The 15,993-nt window shown below is 43.4% G+C and carries 15 protein-coding genes; 1 reads left to right on the top strand and 14 read right to left on the bottom strand.

Annotated elements, in window-relative coordinates:
* The first annotated feature begins 247 nt into the window (after positions 1-247).
* Positions 248-454, top strand: a complete 207-nt coding sequence (locus H9647_RS17700) for a hypothetical protein (RefSeq protein ID WP_191802428.1) — start codon at positions 248-250, stop codon at positions 452-454.
* Here the strand turns inward: H9647_RS17700 and H9647_RS17695 are convergent.
* From H9647_RS17695 to H9647_RS17630, 14 genes are all read right to left on the bottom strand, one after another.
* Complete coding sequence (locus H9647_RS17695) at positions 423-1,229, bottom strand: MBL fold metallo-hydrolase (protein WP_191802426.1); 807 nt, start codon at positions 1,227-1,229, stop codon at positions 423-425. The genes H9647_RS17700 and H9647_RS17695 overlap by 32 nt on opposite strands.
* A gap of 6 nt (positions 1,230-1,235) precedes the next feature.
* On the bottom strand, positions 1,236-1,982 hold the full coding sequence (gene yycI, locus H9647_RS17690; RefSeq protein ID WP_191802424.1) for a two-component system regulatory protein YycI: 747 nt from the start codon (positions 1,980-1,982) through the stop codon (positions 1,236-1,238).
* A gap of 59 nt (positions 1,983-2,041) precedes the next feature.
* Positions 2,042-3,325: a YycH family regulatory protein gene (locus H9647_RS17685; RefSeq protein WP_191802422.1), complete on the bottom strand. Its 1,284-nt coding sequence runs from the start codon at positions 3,323-3,325 to the stop codon at positions 2,042-2,044.
* Positions 3,322-5,148 (bottom strand): cell wall metabolism sensor histidine kinase WalK, encoded by a 1,827-nt coding sequence (walK, locus tag H9647_RS17680; RefSeq protein WP_191802420.1) that lies wholly within the window; start codon positions 5,146-5,148, stop codon positions 3,322-3,324. Before walK ends, H9647_RS17685 begins: the two co-directional genes overlap by 4 nt.
* Positions 5,149-5,874: a response regulator YycF gene (gene yycF / locus H9647_RS17675; protein ID WP_191802418.1), complete on the bottom strand. Its 726-nt coding sequence runs from the start codon at positions 5,872-5,874 to the stop codon at positions 5,149-5,151. It abuts the gene before it with no gap.
* Between the two features lie 170 nt (positions 5,875-6,044).
* Positions 6,045-7,526, bottom strand: a complete 1,482-nt coding sequence (locus tag H9647_RS17670) for a M23 family metallopeptidase (RefSeq protein ID WP_191802416.1) — start codon at positions 7,524-7,526, stop codon at positions 6,045-6,047.
* Positions 7,527-7,772: 246 nt separating this feature from the next.
* Complete coding sequence (locus H9647_RS17665; RefSeq protein WP_191802414.1) at positions 7,773-8,384, bottom strand: hypothetical protein; 612 nt, start codon at positions 8,382-8,384, stop codon at positions 7,773-7,775.
* A gap of 309 nt (positions 8,385-8,693) precedes the next feature.
* Complete coding sequence (locus H9647_RS17660) at positions 8,694-9,980, bottom strand: adenylosuccinate synthase (RefSeq protein ID WP_191802412.1); 1,287 nt, start codon at positions 9,978-9,980, stop codon at positions 8,694-8,696.
* 363 nt (positions 9,981-10,343) lie between these two features.
* Positions 10,344-11,705 carry a replicative DNA helicase gene (dnaB, locus tag H9647_RS17655; protein WP_160035559.1) on the bottom strand — a complete coding sequence of 454 codons (1,362 nt, stop codon included), beginning with the start codon at positions 11,703-11,705 and terminating at the stop codon, positions 10,344-10,346.
* Between the two features lies 1 nt (position 11,706).
* Positions 11,707-12,150, bottom strand: coding sequence for a 50S ribosomal protein L9 (gene rplI, locus H9647_RS17650; protein ID WP_191802410.1), 444 nt, complete (start codon positions 12,148-12,150; stop codon positions 11,707-11,709).
* The gene (locus tag H9647_RS17645) at positions 12,147-14,138 is read right to left on the bottom strand and encodes a DHH family phosphoesterase (protein ID WP_191802408.1); all 1,992 of its coding nucleotides are present in this window, start codon (positions 14,136-14,138) and stop codon (positions 12,147-12,149) included. Before H9647_RS17645 ends, rplI begins: the two co-directional genes overlap by 4 nt.
* Positions 14,139-14,149: 11 nt before the next feature.
* On the bottom strand, positions 14,150-15,070 hold the full coding sequence (locus H9647_RS17640; RefSeq protein WP_191802406.1) for a DUF2232 domain-containing protein: 921 nt from the start codon (positions 15,068-15,070) through the stop codon (positions 14,150-14,152).
* Positions 15,071-15,076: 6 nt separating this feature from the next.
* Positions 15,077-15,379: a MazG-like family protein gene (locus tag H9647_RS17635; protein ID WP_191802698.1), complete on the bottom strand. Its 303-nt coding sequence runs from the start codon at positions 15,377-15,379 to the stop codon at positions 15,077-15,079.
* Positions 15,380-15,498: 119 nt separating this feature from the next.
* Positions 15,499-15,930, bottom strand: coding sequence for a CBS domain-containing protein (locus H9647_RS17630; RefSeq protein WP_160035551.1), 432 nt, complete (start codon positions 15,928-15,930; stop codon positions 15,499-15,501).
* Positions 15,931-15,993: the final 63 nt, after the last annotated feature.

The following is a 15,993-nucleotide window of genomic DNA, read 5'->3' as shown; positions in this document are numbered from 1 at the left end:
CGTAAATGGATTATAAACCTCATTTTTTGTCCACACAAGCCAGAAAAACAAGGTCTTTATTCCCATTTTTATACCAAAATGAAACTCCATAAAAAGCTTTTCTAGCATAGCATGACCCTTACTTTTCAAGAAACAGGAAAAAACAGGAATGTTTTTGCCCCTGTCTGACTACAATACAATTAAGAGCTTACTAGACTCGCTGAAAGTTTCATATACTTGGCTGCTCAAATCAGAAGGAGGTATCATTATGAATCGTGTATACACGGCTATGGAAGAGGTCGGTCTTGCCGCCAAATTAGCGGATCTCAAAGAAGAGCATTACCGCAACACGCTTGCGTTAAGTACCATCATTGAGCTGCTCATCGAAAAAAACATCCTTACCCGGGAAGAGGTAGAAAAAAAAGCTGCCGATCTCGACAGCTTTATGGAGAACTCACCTTATCCCACGGTGTAGGCCGGTCATAATACGTCTCACAAAGTTGGAATTCGCTATCCTTATAGAAGCATCCTCGTTCTTCCATTGCATTTCGTACCGTAAGTTTGGCGAGTTCCATCATATTATGATCACGGCTCAGATGAGCCAAATATACACGTTTCGTGATCCCATTCATTAGTTCGCTAAGAGCAGCACCTGCTGCTTCATTAGACAGGTGACCGAGGTCGCCCATAATCCGTCTTTTGGTATTCCATGGGTATCGTCCCATTCGAAGCATATCAATATCATGATTGGCTTCTAGTACCATGACATCTGCATCTGAGATCGCATCGCGAACTTTATCACTCATGTAGCCAAGATCGGTCGCTACACTAAGTTTCTCTTTACCATCATAGAAAGAATAGCCTACAGGCTCTGCAGCATCATGAGAAATACCAAATGACTCCACGCGAAGTGATTTAAACTCTTTTACCTCTCCGCTCTCCATAATTCGAATGTTTTCCTCGGCGATCTTACCAATCGATTTTTGCATCGCTTTCCACGTGTTCGTGTTTGCATAGATCGGTAAATTATATTTCCGTGCCACCGCACCAAGACCCCGAATATGGTCTGAATGTTCATGTGTAACTAAGATCCCGTCCAGTTGTGAACCCAGCATGTCCCGCTCTAGCATAAGTTCATCAATTCGCTTCGCACTGAGTCCTGCATCTATTAATAAAGCCGTATCATCATTACGAACGACTGTCGCATTCCCTGTCGAACCACTCGACAACACGGTAAAACGTATCCCCATAACTCATTACTCCTCCGGTTTTTCTGTCTTCGGACTAATCACCTCTCCGCTGATGCCCTGAACATAATAGGTCTGCCCGCCTTCAAGCACAAATCTCCACGCAGGGGCTGCCACTTGGCTGTCCGAGTTAAACTCCTCACCATAATATCCAAGCGAGATATCCTGTACGACCGCTTCATTCGGTAAAAAGAGCTCGACCAGCGTGCCAAGGGCCTTGGAAGCCGGAAGCACCTGCTGTTCTTCTTCGAATGTTGACATCTCAATTGGAGATTGCCGGTAAGCGGTTATTTTCTGATTTGAATAATATAACTCTAGATTCACATGAAATAGAGGCCATTTTTGCTCCGCAAGCGGATGTAAAATAAATCGGTCTGAAGCATCCAGATTCGCAAGCGGATCAAGTTTATACTGGTCGATATCTGGAATTGTTTTTTTCAGCGCTGCCACCATTTCTTTTTCAGAAAACACAAGTTTACTATCAATAGGCTGATCAAGCTGCACTATTCCCGCTGCCTTGTCCCCATTAAGATAGCGATAGGTCAGCTTTGGCATAACAGGTGTGTCGCTTGGAATGGGCGCAAGAATCTGAATTCCCTTCTCTTCCATCAGTCGCTGTGTACTGTCACCAAGAGAAGTATAGTCAAGACTTGAGCCGGCCGATTCCCGTGCATCCACCCACAACTGATAACCTAGAACCAAGTTCAGCAGCAGAAAAGCATATATTAATACATTCTTGGCACGGCCAAAGTCCATCTTTTCACCTCATTTCATTATAGACCACCTGTACATCCAGTCCAAGGGTTAACCACTTTTTACTTTGTCTCCAGCGTCCTTACTTCCCCTGTACTCAGTTTAACAGTCCACACAGGGATGAGTTTCATTCCTGCCTCCGTTGGCTGTGGATGATAAGCAGGGTATACACTAACCAAATCCGTATCTCCAGCAACCTCTTTAATCTGCTGTTCCAGTTCTTCCCCGTAAGGAAGCTGTACCATCTGCTTATCGATCTCTTCTCCCTCTCTTAAATAGAGCAGGGAACGTTCGTAAGTAGCGACAGACTCTTTCTGCACATCAAGATACATATGCTCAAATCCGTACTGCGGCAGATCCAGGATCTGATAGCTGTCATAATAGGGAAGCAAATTGATCTCCGTACTTTGATCCTCCGTATCCATTGTAAGCCGGTAGGTCCCGTTAAAACCGCCATATTGATTCACAAAGTCAATCGCTGCAAGCACGTCCTTCGTCCGGTCTACTTCACTCGTCAGTACAGCCGCAGGGTCATTATAGCTGATCCAGCGCTGGTTATATTTCACCTGCAAACTTCGCTTGCTGTCTGTATAAATTTCCGATCCATCTTTCTCCTGAATATTTCGCGTCATACTCGGATCGAAGAATAGACTGCGCTGCATTTGTTCTACCGTATACTGACCTGTTGGAATCTCTACTTGAAGTACTTCCAGCGGTTCTTTTGGAATATAGTATCCGGCCTCTGTTAGCTGATAAGGAGTCCAGCCTGTCCCAAAATCAACATGCTGCAACACATCCTGTACCGTTAAATCGACATCCGACGCCTCATAAACGACATCCCCCCGCGCGCTGAAGAACAGAGCGTGTACCTTCGGGTCTTTATCGGAAGTATAGATCCAAATCTTATGAATCGTTTCTGCCTGAAAAAGAGAATCCGTATCCAGCTGCATAACTCGCTGCAATAGGGATACGGGGATACCGCCATCAAATGATAACTCAATTCCCGGATGCTTCTTCTTCAGTTCCTCCCAATCGGCAGAATCTACGCTCTGCCTTTCAAAATTACCGAAATTACGGCCTTGGAGACGTGAATAGATGAGCTGATAAAAGGTGGATTCCGGATAAAAAATCGTGTGTTTATCCTTTCCCATATGAATAATCATCTGATCCGGAAATAATACATTCTCTACTCGCTGTTCTTGACCCATATTCTCGGTCTTGATGTAGTTAGATTCACTATTTACGATGGAGTAACTTCCAGGCAGACGGTAAATAAGAAAATAGCTCTGAACAAGACTGGCTGTAATCAACAGTACTAATACCGTATTTTTCAGACCTTCCTTCATGAATAGCCCCTCTCTTCCTGTACAAGAGGCAGAATGAACGTAACTCTTGTTCCTTTTCCAAACTCAGACTCGAGTTCAATGTCCCCGCCATGTGCTTTGACGATTTCCCGGGCAATCGATAAACCGAGCCCTGTACCGCCCATACTGCGAGCTCTTCCTTTTTCAACACGATAGAATCTTTCAAAGATGCGTTCAATATCTTTTTTAGGAATGCCGATTCCGGTATCCTCAACCGATATGGCCACCCCTTTTTCAGTAAGGGAAGCAGCCAAGGTAACACTTCCTCCCTCATTTGAGTATTTGAGAGCATTGGATACCAAATTATCGAGAAGCTGATCAATCTGATCCCGATCCATGGGTACTTCCGGGACTCCCCGCTCTACAATAACCGCAATACTCATCTGTTTCTGCTGCATCTGGAATGAGAAGCGATCAGCCACCTCTTCCAGTACATCAATGATCGGAGTAAGCTGCTTACGCAGCGGTGCTTCACTAGAATCAAGCCGTGACAGATGAAGGAGATCGGTAACCAGTCTGATCATCCGCTCCGTTTCATTTTGGATTACCCCAACAAAACGTCCTCCTAGTTCAGGGTCTTCAATTGCCCCATTATCGAGTGCTTCTGCATAGCTTTTAATCGTTGTCAGCGGAGTTCTCAGCTCATGGGACACATTGGCCACAAACTCACGCCGCGATGCCTCCAGCTCTTCCTGCTCTGTAACATCCTGAAGCACGATAATGGTGCCTGTTCCGCCATACCCTCGCCGATGGACGGGGGTGAACGTCACACGAATCACTAGTGATCCATCCTGACCATGGGGGTGAATTTGCAAAAGCGTAGAAGCTGTAATGCCGCTCAGCATCGTCTCAGCTTCCTCCACATCAAGTCCGAGCAGGACAGCAAAGTGCCTTCCGGTCATTGCAGATTCTTCGACGCCCAGCATGAGACTGGCACGTTTATTCACGAGAATAATACGTCCAAGTTCGTCCGTAGCGACAACCCCATCACTCATATTAGCAAGAATAGAGGACAGCTTTTCTTTTTCCTCTTCGTTCTCAGATAACGCTGTCCGTAAACGGCTTGTCATATAATTAAAAGCTTTGCTAAGCTGCCCGATCTCATCGGTTCCATGCACCGGCATTGTAGTGCGGAAATCCCCTTCCGCCACGGCATTTGCCTTTCGTGTTAGTTCCTTGATTGGGGCCGTAATGGTATGTGATAGAATGACACCGAGCACAGCAGTTAGACCAAGCGCGATCATGACTCCGGATATAAAAATATTATTGATCCGCTCCATCGTTGTGTATAATTCGTTCATCGAAGCCGCTATATAGACAGCACCGACTATTTTCCCTCCAGAGGAGACAGGCTTGGCTACTACTTTTTTACGTACATTATCTTCATCAATCACATTTTCTTCATTATCCCGAATCCCTTGCAGTGCACGGCTGACCACGGTTTGTGTATTTTTACGACCTATGTAATTGTTGTGCGAGCTAAGGGTGGTTGTCAGCACACGACCACTTGCATCAAGTACCTGAATCTCTGCACCACTAATATTAAAAAGGTTATTTACCAGTGTCCCTAGACTTTCGGTTCGTTCTTCACCGGCATCACCGTCTCCTGTTACGAGGGTCTCCGCTACAAGTACAGACAGCATTTCAGCACGTGCGTGCAAATCTTCTGTAAAGTTGCTGGTCAGCGACGTTTTCATCGCACTAACAAAGTAGACACCAATCAACTGCATTGCTACCAGAATGAGAAGTACGTATACAATAATCAGTTTGGCTTGGACAGTACGAAAAAAAGAAGTCCACTTCATCTACAAAACTCCGCTCTTGGAACCTCGAATCAAATAACCAAGTCCCCTGCGCGTCACAATCGTTTCCGGCTTGCTTGGATTTTCTTCAATCTTCTCTCTCAGACGCCGAATCGTCACATCCACCGTCCGCACATCACCAAAATATTCAAACCCCCATACCGCCTGTAGCAAATGTTCTCTCGTCATCACTTTACCTGCATTTTTGGCCATATAATAGAGCAGTTCATATTCGCGGTGGGTCAGATCAAGCGGTGTTCCACCTTTGTAAGCCGTGTACATATCTGTATCAAAATAAAGGTCATGTAGCTTCAGCCCCTGCTGTTCTTCTGCTGAAGATGAGGAATCCGCTTGAATCTGTGGTTTCTGTTGTCTGCGCATCTGCGCTTTTACCCGGGCCAACAGCTCTCTTGTGCTAAATGGTTTCGTGACATAATCGTCCGCTCCCAGTTCAAGTCCTAACACTTTATCAATCTCCGAATCTTTAGCCGTCAGCATAATAATGCGGGTTTCAAGCTGCGCCCTTACCTCACGGCAGACATCCATTCCGTCCTTACCTGGGAGCATTAAATCCAGCAAAATTAAATCCGGTTGTTCAGACAATGCAAGTTCTACAGCCTGTATGCCGTCAAAGGCACAAGTAACCTGATATCCCTCTTTCTCCAGGTTAAATTTAAGGATATCTGCGATTGGTTGTTCATCATCTACTACGAGAATCTTTCCTTGCATACAATCGCTCCGCTCCAACGTTTATTTTGTGAAAAAGACCTCGGTCTCATTTATCTGCTTAATACGATCTATTTTAACACACCTAAACCGGCAGATTCACTAGGTGAAAAGGTCTCCTTTCCCACATAAAAAAGCATGATCTGTCTCTATACAGACCATGCTTTCCTATTTTACGGCAGATATTTCATTGGATTCTGCGCAACACTGTCTTTTTTAATCTCAAAATGAAGGTGTGTACCTGTCGAGCGACCGGTATTTCCCATCACACCGATAATTTCACCTTTTTCAACAATCTGGCCTACCTTCACATCGATGCTGTTTAAGTGTCCATACACCGTTTCGTAGCCATTACGGTGATTAATAATAATGACGTTCCCATACCCGCTTTGCTGGCCAGCAAAAGTAACGACTCCCTCGTCTGATGCTTTAATTGAACGTTCTCCGACAAGGTCAATTCCTTTGTGCTGTCTGCCCCATCGCTGTCCAAAACTGCTGCTTACGACGGCATTCGAAACCGGCCAAGTAAACACACCACTGCCTTCCCCGGTAACTTTCGTTCCCTGTATTACAATCTCAGTTACCGAAGCTTCCAATACTTCTTGTCCAAGCCATTCTTCTTTAACAACTTCGCCATTCTCTTTGGTAATCCGGTAGCTCATTTGTTTTCGTCCTGTTTTCCCTTCACGGACTACTTTGGTTACTCCTGATTTAAGCTCGTCGCTTTTGCGAACCTCTACCTGTGGTTCGGTAATGACTTCTTCAACCACATGTTCTACCGTTGTTACCGTAAGTGCTGGTCTCAGTGCAAGAAGAGTAATCTGCTGTCCGACCTTAATGAAGTCATTTTTAATGTCTGGATTAAGGGAACGAATCTCAGCTAGTGTCATTTGGTAACTCTTAGCTATGGAGGACAAGGTGTCTCCTTCTTTGACCTGATAAGGAAACTCTTCTTCAACACCTTCGGTTAAAAGCTTTATCGCTTCCTCATCCGTTAACACTCTACTCGGGTCAACTGTCACTTCTTCTACTGCTACTTCTTCCTTAAGCTGTATAGAAGCGAGTGTAACCTGCTCTTCTTTGGCCTCCGCCGTCTCTTCTTCTGTTGAAGTAAAAGCAGCGACCGATCTGACTTTTAACCCAGCATCTGAAGAATCAGCCTTTGCCTCGGCCGGAATATACATATCTTTTACGCGCTCCAGAATCTGATCCGCTGTTTCCTGATCTTTTACAATCGCGATCACTTTGTCTCCTATTTTAAGTTCAGCGCCTTCTGCATAAGCAGTAATCATTCCATCTAGTTTAGCTAGCGTTTCTTCTGTGGTGATGCTTACCGGCTTACGCGTACGGATCTTCTCAAGCGAGATCGCCTCTGTATTCAGCTTCATAGTAACATCGGGATATTTCTTCTCATATTCCTGTTTCTTCTGATCGTATAGCGAGAGCAGCTCTTCTTCACTGGATAAGGTACCAATCAGCTCATCCTTCACATATACGTTGTAATACGGAGTCGTGAGTAACTGATGACCTGCAAATCCTACAGATATCATCATAAAAAAACCTGCTGCAGTAAGCAAAAACCATCTGCGCGGTTTCATAAAAAACTTTTTAGTTATGGAAACCGATGTATTCGTGTTGTCTTTCGAACTGCTCATGATTCTCTCCTTTATTCTTACACGCCTTAGGTATGATGGTTATTGTCACCGGTGTATTATTTGTTATTTATGACATACTTATGAGTCATTTCATTCAATTTCATAGCTGAACTTCATATTTGTGTAAAAGTGTCAAAATTTTAACCTTTTATACACTTGTATACTCTACCATAGGTTTTCCTCCTCTAGCAACACGGGAAAACATGCCAAAAACCCGCGACAAGCGCGGGTTTCCTGAACTTTCCTCTATTGTTCTGGCGTCAATATGGCCATAAGCTGCTTATACTCATCTTCCGTGAGGTACTTCGCTATTACCTGTTCCATATCTTGCAATTCTTGTTCTGTAATGCCGTTTTCCATATTACTCGCTATCAATTGCATCTCATCGGTTGGTATCTTATTCATTAGTAAATCAAAAACCTCTGTCTTTTCTTCATTCGGAATGGTGTCCTTATATTCAGCCACATCATTCGGTGACATAATCACAGGGTCTTCTGGTTCTTTCGGATTTTCAGCTTCATCGGGATTTTCCACCAAATCAGGACTTTCCGTCAAAACAGGGGTTGAATCCTTCCCACCACTCGAACTTTCAGGTGAATTACCGTTCTGTTTTTCTGCTGCACTATCAGATGCTTTTTTCTGCTCATCTGTACTTTTACTCGTATTGCTAGAGTTCATCCCTAAAGCACCTTGAAAAATAGAAGTTAGGCCTGTCGGCTGTCCCTCCCATGCAATATTAAAACTAGTTAGCAGAGATTCTACATAAGATTGCACAATAAGACCTGTTGTCAGCAAAGTAAGTGTACTTACCAGCATGACCGTTATCACTATTTTTCCGCACCATTTCAGCCATCTCATGATTATATGCCTCCTACTGATGAATTTACTCTCCTCCCCGCCCCCTCTTTAGAGAAGTAGGGATCATAGAAGTGTATAAAATCAGTATTGACGCATGTGGCTCTATTCTATCCTTATTTTTTGAATCAATTTCTTAACTCATTAAAATGATGAAATTGATTCTTTTACCAGCAATTAAGAATGACCCTACTTCTGAACAAAAAAAAGCTCTCCACTTCACCTACCCAATTAAGGTAGATGGAAGTAGAGAGCTTCTATTTACATGGTAAACTCTGTCCTACTACAGACAAAGCCACGTTCTATTTTATATTATTCGTAAATTGGCAGAATCTGATTGGTTTGTTCACGGTTACGACCTACGGAGAAAATAGCAATTGGAATTCCTGTCAGTTCAGACACACGGGTTACATAATTGCGTGTATTTTCGGGAAGGTCTTCTAATTTTTTAGCTGATGTAATATCTTCGCTCCAGCCTGGCATCTCTTCATATACGGCTTCACATTCAGCCAGCATTTTCAGGCTAGCCGGATAATGAGTAATGAATTCACCGCGATATTTGTATCCTACGCAGATTTTTACAGTTTCAAGACCTGTAAGTACATCTAAAGAGTTCAAGGATAATCCAGTGATTCCGCTGACACGGCGCGCATGACGTACAACAACGGTATCAAACCAACCTACACGGCGTGCACGGCCTGTTACCGTACCATACTCATGACCTTTTTCACGAATATAGTCGCCGACTTCGTTATTAAGTTCAGTTGGGAAAGGTCCATCACCAACACGAGTTGTATACGATTTAGCTACACCAATAACCTCATTGATCTTAGATGGACCTACACCAGAACCAATACATACACCACCAGCAGACGGGTTAGAAGAGGTTACATAAGGATATGTACCTTGGTCGATATCTAGCATTACCCCTTGTGCACCTTCAAACAATACCCGTTTATTCTCATCAATGGCATTGTTAAGAACAACCGATGTATCGGTCACATAAGGACGAATGAATTCAGCGTACTCGAGGTATTGCTTCAGAATCTCTTCTACATCAAGTGGTTCCGCACCATACACTTGCTGAATTACTTGGTTTTTCTCCTTGACCATATGACGAAGTTTCAGTTCGAATTCCTCAGCATCCATCAAGTCTGCAATTCGGATTCCGGTACGAGCTGCTTTGTCCATGTAAGCCGGACCAATACCTTTGCGTGTTGTACCAATTTTATTTGGACCTTTACGATCTTCCTCGAGTTCATCGAGAACCATATGATATGGCAAGATGACATGAGCGCGATCACTAATAACTAAGTTCTTTGTAGAGAATCCATTATCATGTATATACGTAATTTCTTTAATAAGCGCCTCCGGGTTTACAACCATACCATTCCCAATGACACATGTTTTATCTTCATAAAAAACACCGGATGGAATCAAGCTAAGCTTATATTTCTTATCGTCAATCAGGATCGTATGACCTGCATTATTACCTCCTTGGTAGCGAGCTACAACATCCGCACTTTCTGCCAAATAATCGGTAATCTTGCCTTTGCCTTCGTCTCCCCATTGTGTTCCCACAACGACTACTGTTGACATATTCATTCCCCCGTAAATGTAAATTACAAACCTGTTTATTATATTCACTTGGCATTGTTGTCTTCATTCATAGTATCCATAGATGTCCATGAACAATTCATAAAACGTCAGAGTAGTAAAAAAACTACGTTACTTGATTCTTAGCGTAATACAGATAATTAAATCTGTACGCTTGCTGCTAAAAGCAGCAATTCAAGTTTACCAGTCGCCCAAACCAAAGTCAAACATAAAAACGAACAATTATATATAACATAAAATTATTGTTCGGGAATAGAAGTGTTTGTCCAAAAAAAATCCACTGTCCAGTGTAAAATAACACTAGTCAGTGGATCTCTTATCAATCTATCTTACAATCCAAATGGATTACCCAGCAAAAGCATCCGCGTGAACTCGCTCGTAGTTTACGAACTTATTAAAGTTTTTCAAGAATACGAGTTCAACGGTACCGACCGGACCATTACGTTGTTTAGCAATAATGATCTCGATAATATTTTTCTTCTCTGTATCCTGATTATAGTAATCATCACGATACAAAAAGGCAACAATATCAGCATCTTGCTCGATCGAACCTGATTCACGAAGGTCACTCATCATTGGACGTTTATCCTGTCGCTGCTCTACACCACGGCTTAGCTGCGAGAGCGCGATAACAGGAACGTCTAGTTCACGGGCAATTTGCTTCAGTGTACGAGAGATTTCCGATACTTCCTGCTGACGGTTCTCGCCGCTCTTGCCGCGCCCCTGAATCAGCTGGAGGTAATCGATCACAATCATACCGAGACCCTTTTCCTTTTTAAGACGGCGACATTTAGCCCGAATATCCGCAACGGTGATTCCTGGTGTATCATCAATGTAAATCTCTGCTTCTGATAAAGCAGCAATCCCCATTGTCAGCTTGGACCAATCGTCGTCACCTTTAAACTCCCCGTTACGCATGACATTCGCATCGAGGTTAGCTTCTGCACAGATCATCCGCTGTACCAGCTGAGCGGCTGACATCTCGAGACTAAAGATAGCTACCGTCTCATTTGCTCTTACCGCTACGTTCTGTGCGATGTTGAGGGCAAATGCCGTCTTCCCTACAGAAGGACGTGCCGCAACGATGATGAGGTCATTTCGCTGAAAACCACTCGTCATTTTGTCCAAATCCACAAAGCCGGAAGGAATCCCCGTTGTATTCCCCTTGTTCTGATAAAGGGTCTCTACTTTATCAAACACTTCCATGAGCACATCTCTAATGGCAATAAAGCCACTGCTAGAACGGCGATTAGAAATCTCAAGGATTTTCCGCTCGGCATCACTAAGCATTCCTGACACATCTTCTCCGCCAGCATACCCTTCACTTACAATGGTAGTCGCTGTTCGAATCAATCTGCGGAGCATCGATTTTTCTTCAATAATCTGCGCATAATAATCCACGTTAGCCGCTGTTGGAACAGCTTGAGCCAATTTTGCAAGGTAACTTACCCCGCCGATATCCTCAAGCTGCCCTTTATCCTGCATAAGCGAGGTGAGCGTAATAAGGTCAATTGGCTGGTTATCTTCACTAAGCTGAATCATGGATTCATAGATTAACTGATGAGACTTGTCGTAGAAATCTTCAGTCGATACCCGCTCCATAGCGGTAATCAAAGCCTCTGCTTGTAAAAGAATAGCACCTAGAACGGCCTGCTCTGCTTCAAGGTTTTGCGGTGGAACCCGGTCGAAATAAATCTCGCCGCCCATCTTATTCCTCCGTCACTTGGACCTTGAGCGTGGCTTTGACATCCGGATGGAGTTTAACACTCATCTTTGTAACCCCGAGGGTACGAATCGGTTCATCCAGCTCGATTTTCCGTTTATCAATCTTATGTCCTTGCTTGCCCAGTGCTTCCGCGATCTGTTTGCTTGTAATTGCACCAAACAATTTACCGCCTTCACCCGCTTTTGCTTTCAGTTCCACCGTTAAAGATTCCAGCTTTTTACCAAGTGCTACAGCTTCCTCTTTTTCTTGCTGTTTACGTTTCTCTTCCGCAGCATTTTGGTTCTCCAAAACTTTTACGTTACCTTCTGTTGCAGGACGTGCAAGTCCTCTTGGCAGCAAGAAGTTTGCTGCGTAACCTTCAGACACCTCTTTAACTTGACCTTTTTTCCCTTGACCTTTTACATCTTTTATAAAAATGACTTTCATTCGAACAACCCCTCTTCCTTCTCGATTTCAGAAAGTACATCTAACAAACGTGTTTCTGCCTCTTTAATGGGCATGTCTAGCTGAACAGCTGCATTCGTTAAATGACCGCCGCCTCCAAGTCGTTCCATAACAACTTGAACATTCATTTTACCAAGAGAACGGGCACTGATGCCAATTAATCCATCCGGACGTTCACTAACAACGAAAGAAGCAACGACATCGGTCATATTAAGTAATGAATCTGCCACCTGTGCAATGAGCAGCTGTGAAATAATCTGTCCTTCTTCCGTAACAGCTACTGCAATATGCCCATGAATCATTTTAGCATGTTTTATGATTTCTGCTTTCGCAATATATTCCTGAAGATCCTCTTTGAGCAAACGTTGCACCAGAATGGAATCGGCACCAGATCGTCTTAAATAACCTGCCGCCTCAAACGTTCTTGAACCTGTATGAATTGCAAAATGTTTCGTATCCACCGTTATACCTGCCAGCAGTGCAGTGGCTTCAAGCGGTCTAAGCTGCAATTTATCATGAATATACTGTAGTAGCTCTGTGACGAGTTCAGCTGCTGAGGAGGCATATGGCTCCAAATAGATTAGCACTGCGTCATTTATAAATTCTTCTCCTCTGCGATGATGGTCGACCACCACCACACGAGAAGCCTCTTGTACAAGTCTAGGTTCGATCGTCATGGATGCTTTGTGTGTATCGACGACGACAAGCAAACTGTGCTCTGTCATCATCTGCTGTGCTTCTTCCGGTGTAATAAACGAAGCACCGATCTGCTCGTCTTTATACACCTGCTCCATTAACCGTTCAATCGAAGGATTGGATTCATCGAGCACAATGTATGCATCCACATGATATAGATTAGCAGCTTTCCATATCCCAATGGAAGCCCCGATCGCATCCATATCTGGAATTTTATGACCCATAATAAAAACTTGGTCACTCTCTTGCATGAGATCACGCAGAGCATGAGCAATAACCCTTGCTCTTACCCGAGTTCTTTTTTCCACGGCATTGGTTTTACCGCCATAAAAAGAAAGTCGCTGACCCGCTTTTACTGCAGCCTGATCCCCGCCCCGTCCAAGTGCCATATCTAGACTCGATTGCGCGAGCTCTCCGAGCTCACGAATACTGTCTGAACCGTAGGCAAGACCAATACTGAGCGTCATTGGAACCTTCAAATCGGCTGTCATCTCACGAATATCATCGAGGATAATAAAGCGACTCATTTCGAGATCCTGCAAGGAGTTATGATTAAGAATCATTAGATAACGTTCTGAAGACAATCGTCTCAGATAGATATTGAAATCCTTAGCCCAGGAAGTAATCTCACTAGCTGCACGAGCAGTCAAAGCAGTGCGCTGCTGGTCATCCATTCCTTGGGATGCTTCATCCAGATTATCCAACATGATAATACCAAGCGCTATTTTTTCCTTCTCATATTTATCCCGAAGTGTTGCAAGCTCGGTTGTCTCATAAATGTAGATCAGCCGCTCTTCCGGATAATGTCTTAGATCATATACTTGTTCATTCATCCGATATTCAAATTGAATATCATGAGGATGATCTTTATGATGATCTTTTTTGTCTTTCACCTTAAAGGGCAGCTGTGGAAAAAGGGTCGTCAGATCACTGCCAATAAGTGTTTTCTCACCGAACATACGAGAGACAAAGCGATTATTCCACTCTATAGAGCGGTCCTCACTGTATAGCACAATCCCAAGCGGCAAGTTACTGACGACTTCTCCTTCTACCCTTTTTATACGTAGATTCAGTCCGCCTATATACTGATTCAGCTCTCTCCTGAAATCAAGTTCGGCTTTGACCATTACGAAACCAAGAATCGCCACGAGGACAAGACAGACAAGACCAAGCGGCCAATTATAGGCAACGAGAAATGCATCCAGAATGAGTAATAGAGCAAACGCCCAGACGGTCTGGTATCCGTGCCAGCGTTTTAAAAGAAATTTAGGCATTAAAATTCATCCTATCGTTTTGGTCTCGAAATGGCTTCACGGAGTGGGAAAGCAAGATCAATAATTCCGATAATCCGCATGGGTCCAATCAGAACCGTCGCTACTGCAAGCAAGAAGGGCAGTATAGGATGCCATTTTTTTGCGTGAGCTACATAGAAGAAGAAACCGACGGCTTGAATCATAAAACAGAAACTAATCAGCGGAACGAAATTAAGAGCAATCATCGTCATAAAGCTAGATTCCGAGCCATCTGCAACCAGTTGTAGAATAATACCTATAAAATAATACCAAATTAACGCTTTTGGTAATCTCCACTCTCGTACAGGCTTTAGTCTTGGTACATGAACGCCCAATCGACTAAGCACCGGACGAGCAATAGCATGTGTTATGGAAGCCATAATAAACGAAGTGACAATCAGAGCAAAAGGAATCATCTGTACTGTTGTCGTTTCAATGCGCTTTGCCATTTCTTCATCCAACACCAAACCATTGGTAAGTACGTTGTTACCACCGGCTTCGGTCACCGGAGTGAGTGTGAGTGTAACGACGTCCTTCATATATCCTTGAAAATCAAACTGAAAAATAGTAGTGCTGATAAGCAGCAACAACAAAAATTCAGCAAGTATGGTACCTGTCCCGGCCATAAGGGTATTCAGTGCCGGCTTTTTGTTTTTGTAGAAATACCCCATTACAATAGCTGGTATTAAAAAGAAGATAGATAACAGCAAATAAAAAGGCTCTACAATGAAAGCAATCAGAGCCACGGGGATAATATGCAGGCAGAAGGCTTTTAAACTCAGTGAGCTATACAGTATCACCCCGGGCAAAATAATCAAAAATACACTAATAGCTGTCAGCGGAGGAGTCAGTAATGATAACAAAAGTAATAGATATACTAAACTCCATATAGCTGTTGACCAGCGAAATTTCAAATGGTTTCACCTCTTACGCATATGATCTTCGAGAGCAGAAATATCTTTATACCAGTCTTCAAGCTGGTGACCTTCCTGTTTGTGTTTCCTCAGCTTCTCGATGAGCAGATCATCCATATCTTTGAAAGAAATCCCAAGCCTTCGTCCCAGGATGTAACTGCTCATGATGAGACTTGCAAGACTATCGCTGATTCGCGCTGTACTTCCTTCCCATAGCGCTTTAAACAAACGTGACACTTGATCCAGCATTTCAGTTTTAAGCCATTCAATTACTTTTGCGCGTTTCGCTACATCCAGTTCTTTTGGCATGCTCATGATCGTCACACTCCCGTGAAAAGCTTTATTCTCCATTATAGCATAAAAGGGAATATCCATAAAAAGGACTGCTCGGAATCTCCTGTATCAAAAATCAGCCCTTTTCCTCTATTTTAACCTGAATTCGTATTAAGCGATTCTTTCTCCACCATGTTTTCACAATATTCAATAATTTGACTGCGACGTACAATCCCGATAAACCGATCCATATCATCGACTACCGGCACGAAATTTTGCGCTTTTGCCAGATTAATTAAATCACCCATGTTCGCATTAATGGAAACGGGTTTAATATTTACTCGAAGAGGTACATCCTTGAGATAAAATTTTGAAGCGTTTTCAAATGTAATCTCTCCCTTAGAATTCTTCATATGCCATAGAAGATCTCCCTCTGTTACCGTACCTTTATACTTTCCATCTTTGGTCAAAATGGGGACTGCAGTAAAGCGGTGATATTCCATCCGTTCAAGGGTCTGTCTAAGCGTTGCATCCGAGGTAACGGTTGCTACCTCCTGTTTGGGCAGCAAGAAAAAAGCAATATTCATAACTAAACACTTCCTCCTTATGTTAAGGCAATAGTTAAGTATTTGTATCTCTTACATATTGCG

The sequence above is a fragment of the Paenibacillus gallinarum genome, from assembly GCF_014836635.1.
Classification (GTDB): domain Bacteria; phylum Bacillota; class Bacilli; order Paenibacillales; family Paenibacillaceae; genus Paenibacillus; species Paenibacillus gallinarum.
Note: the sequence above shows the minus strand (reverse complement) of the source record. Positions and strands in the feature narration are given on the sequence as shown.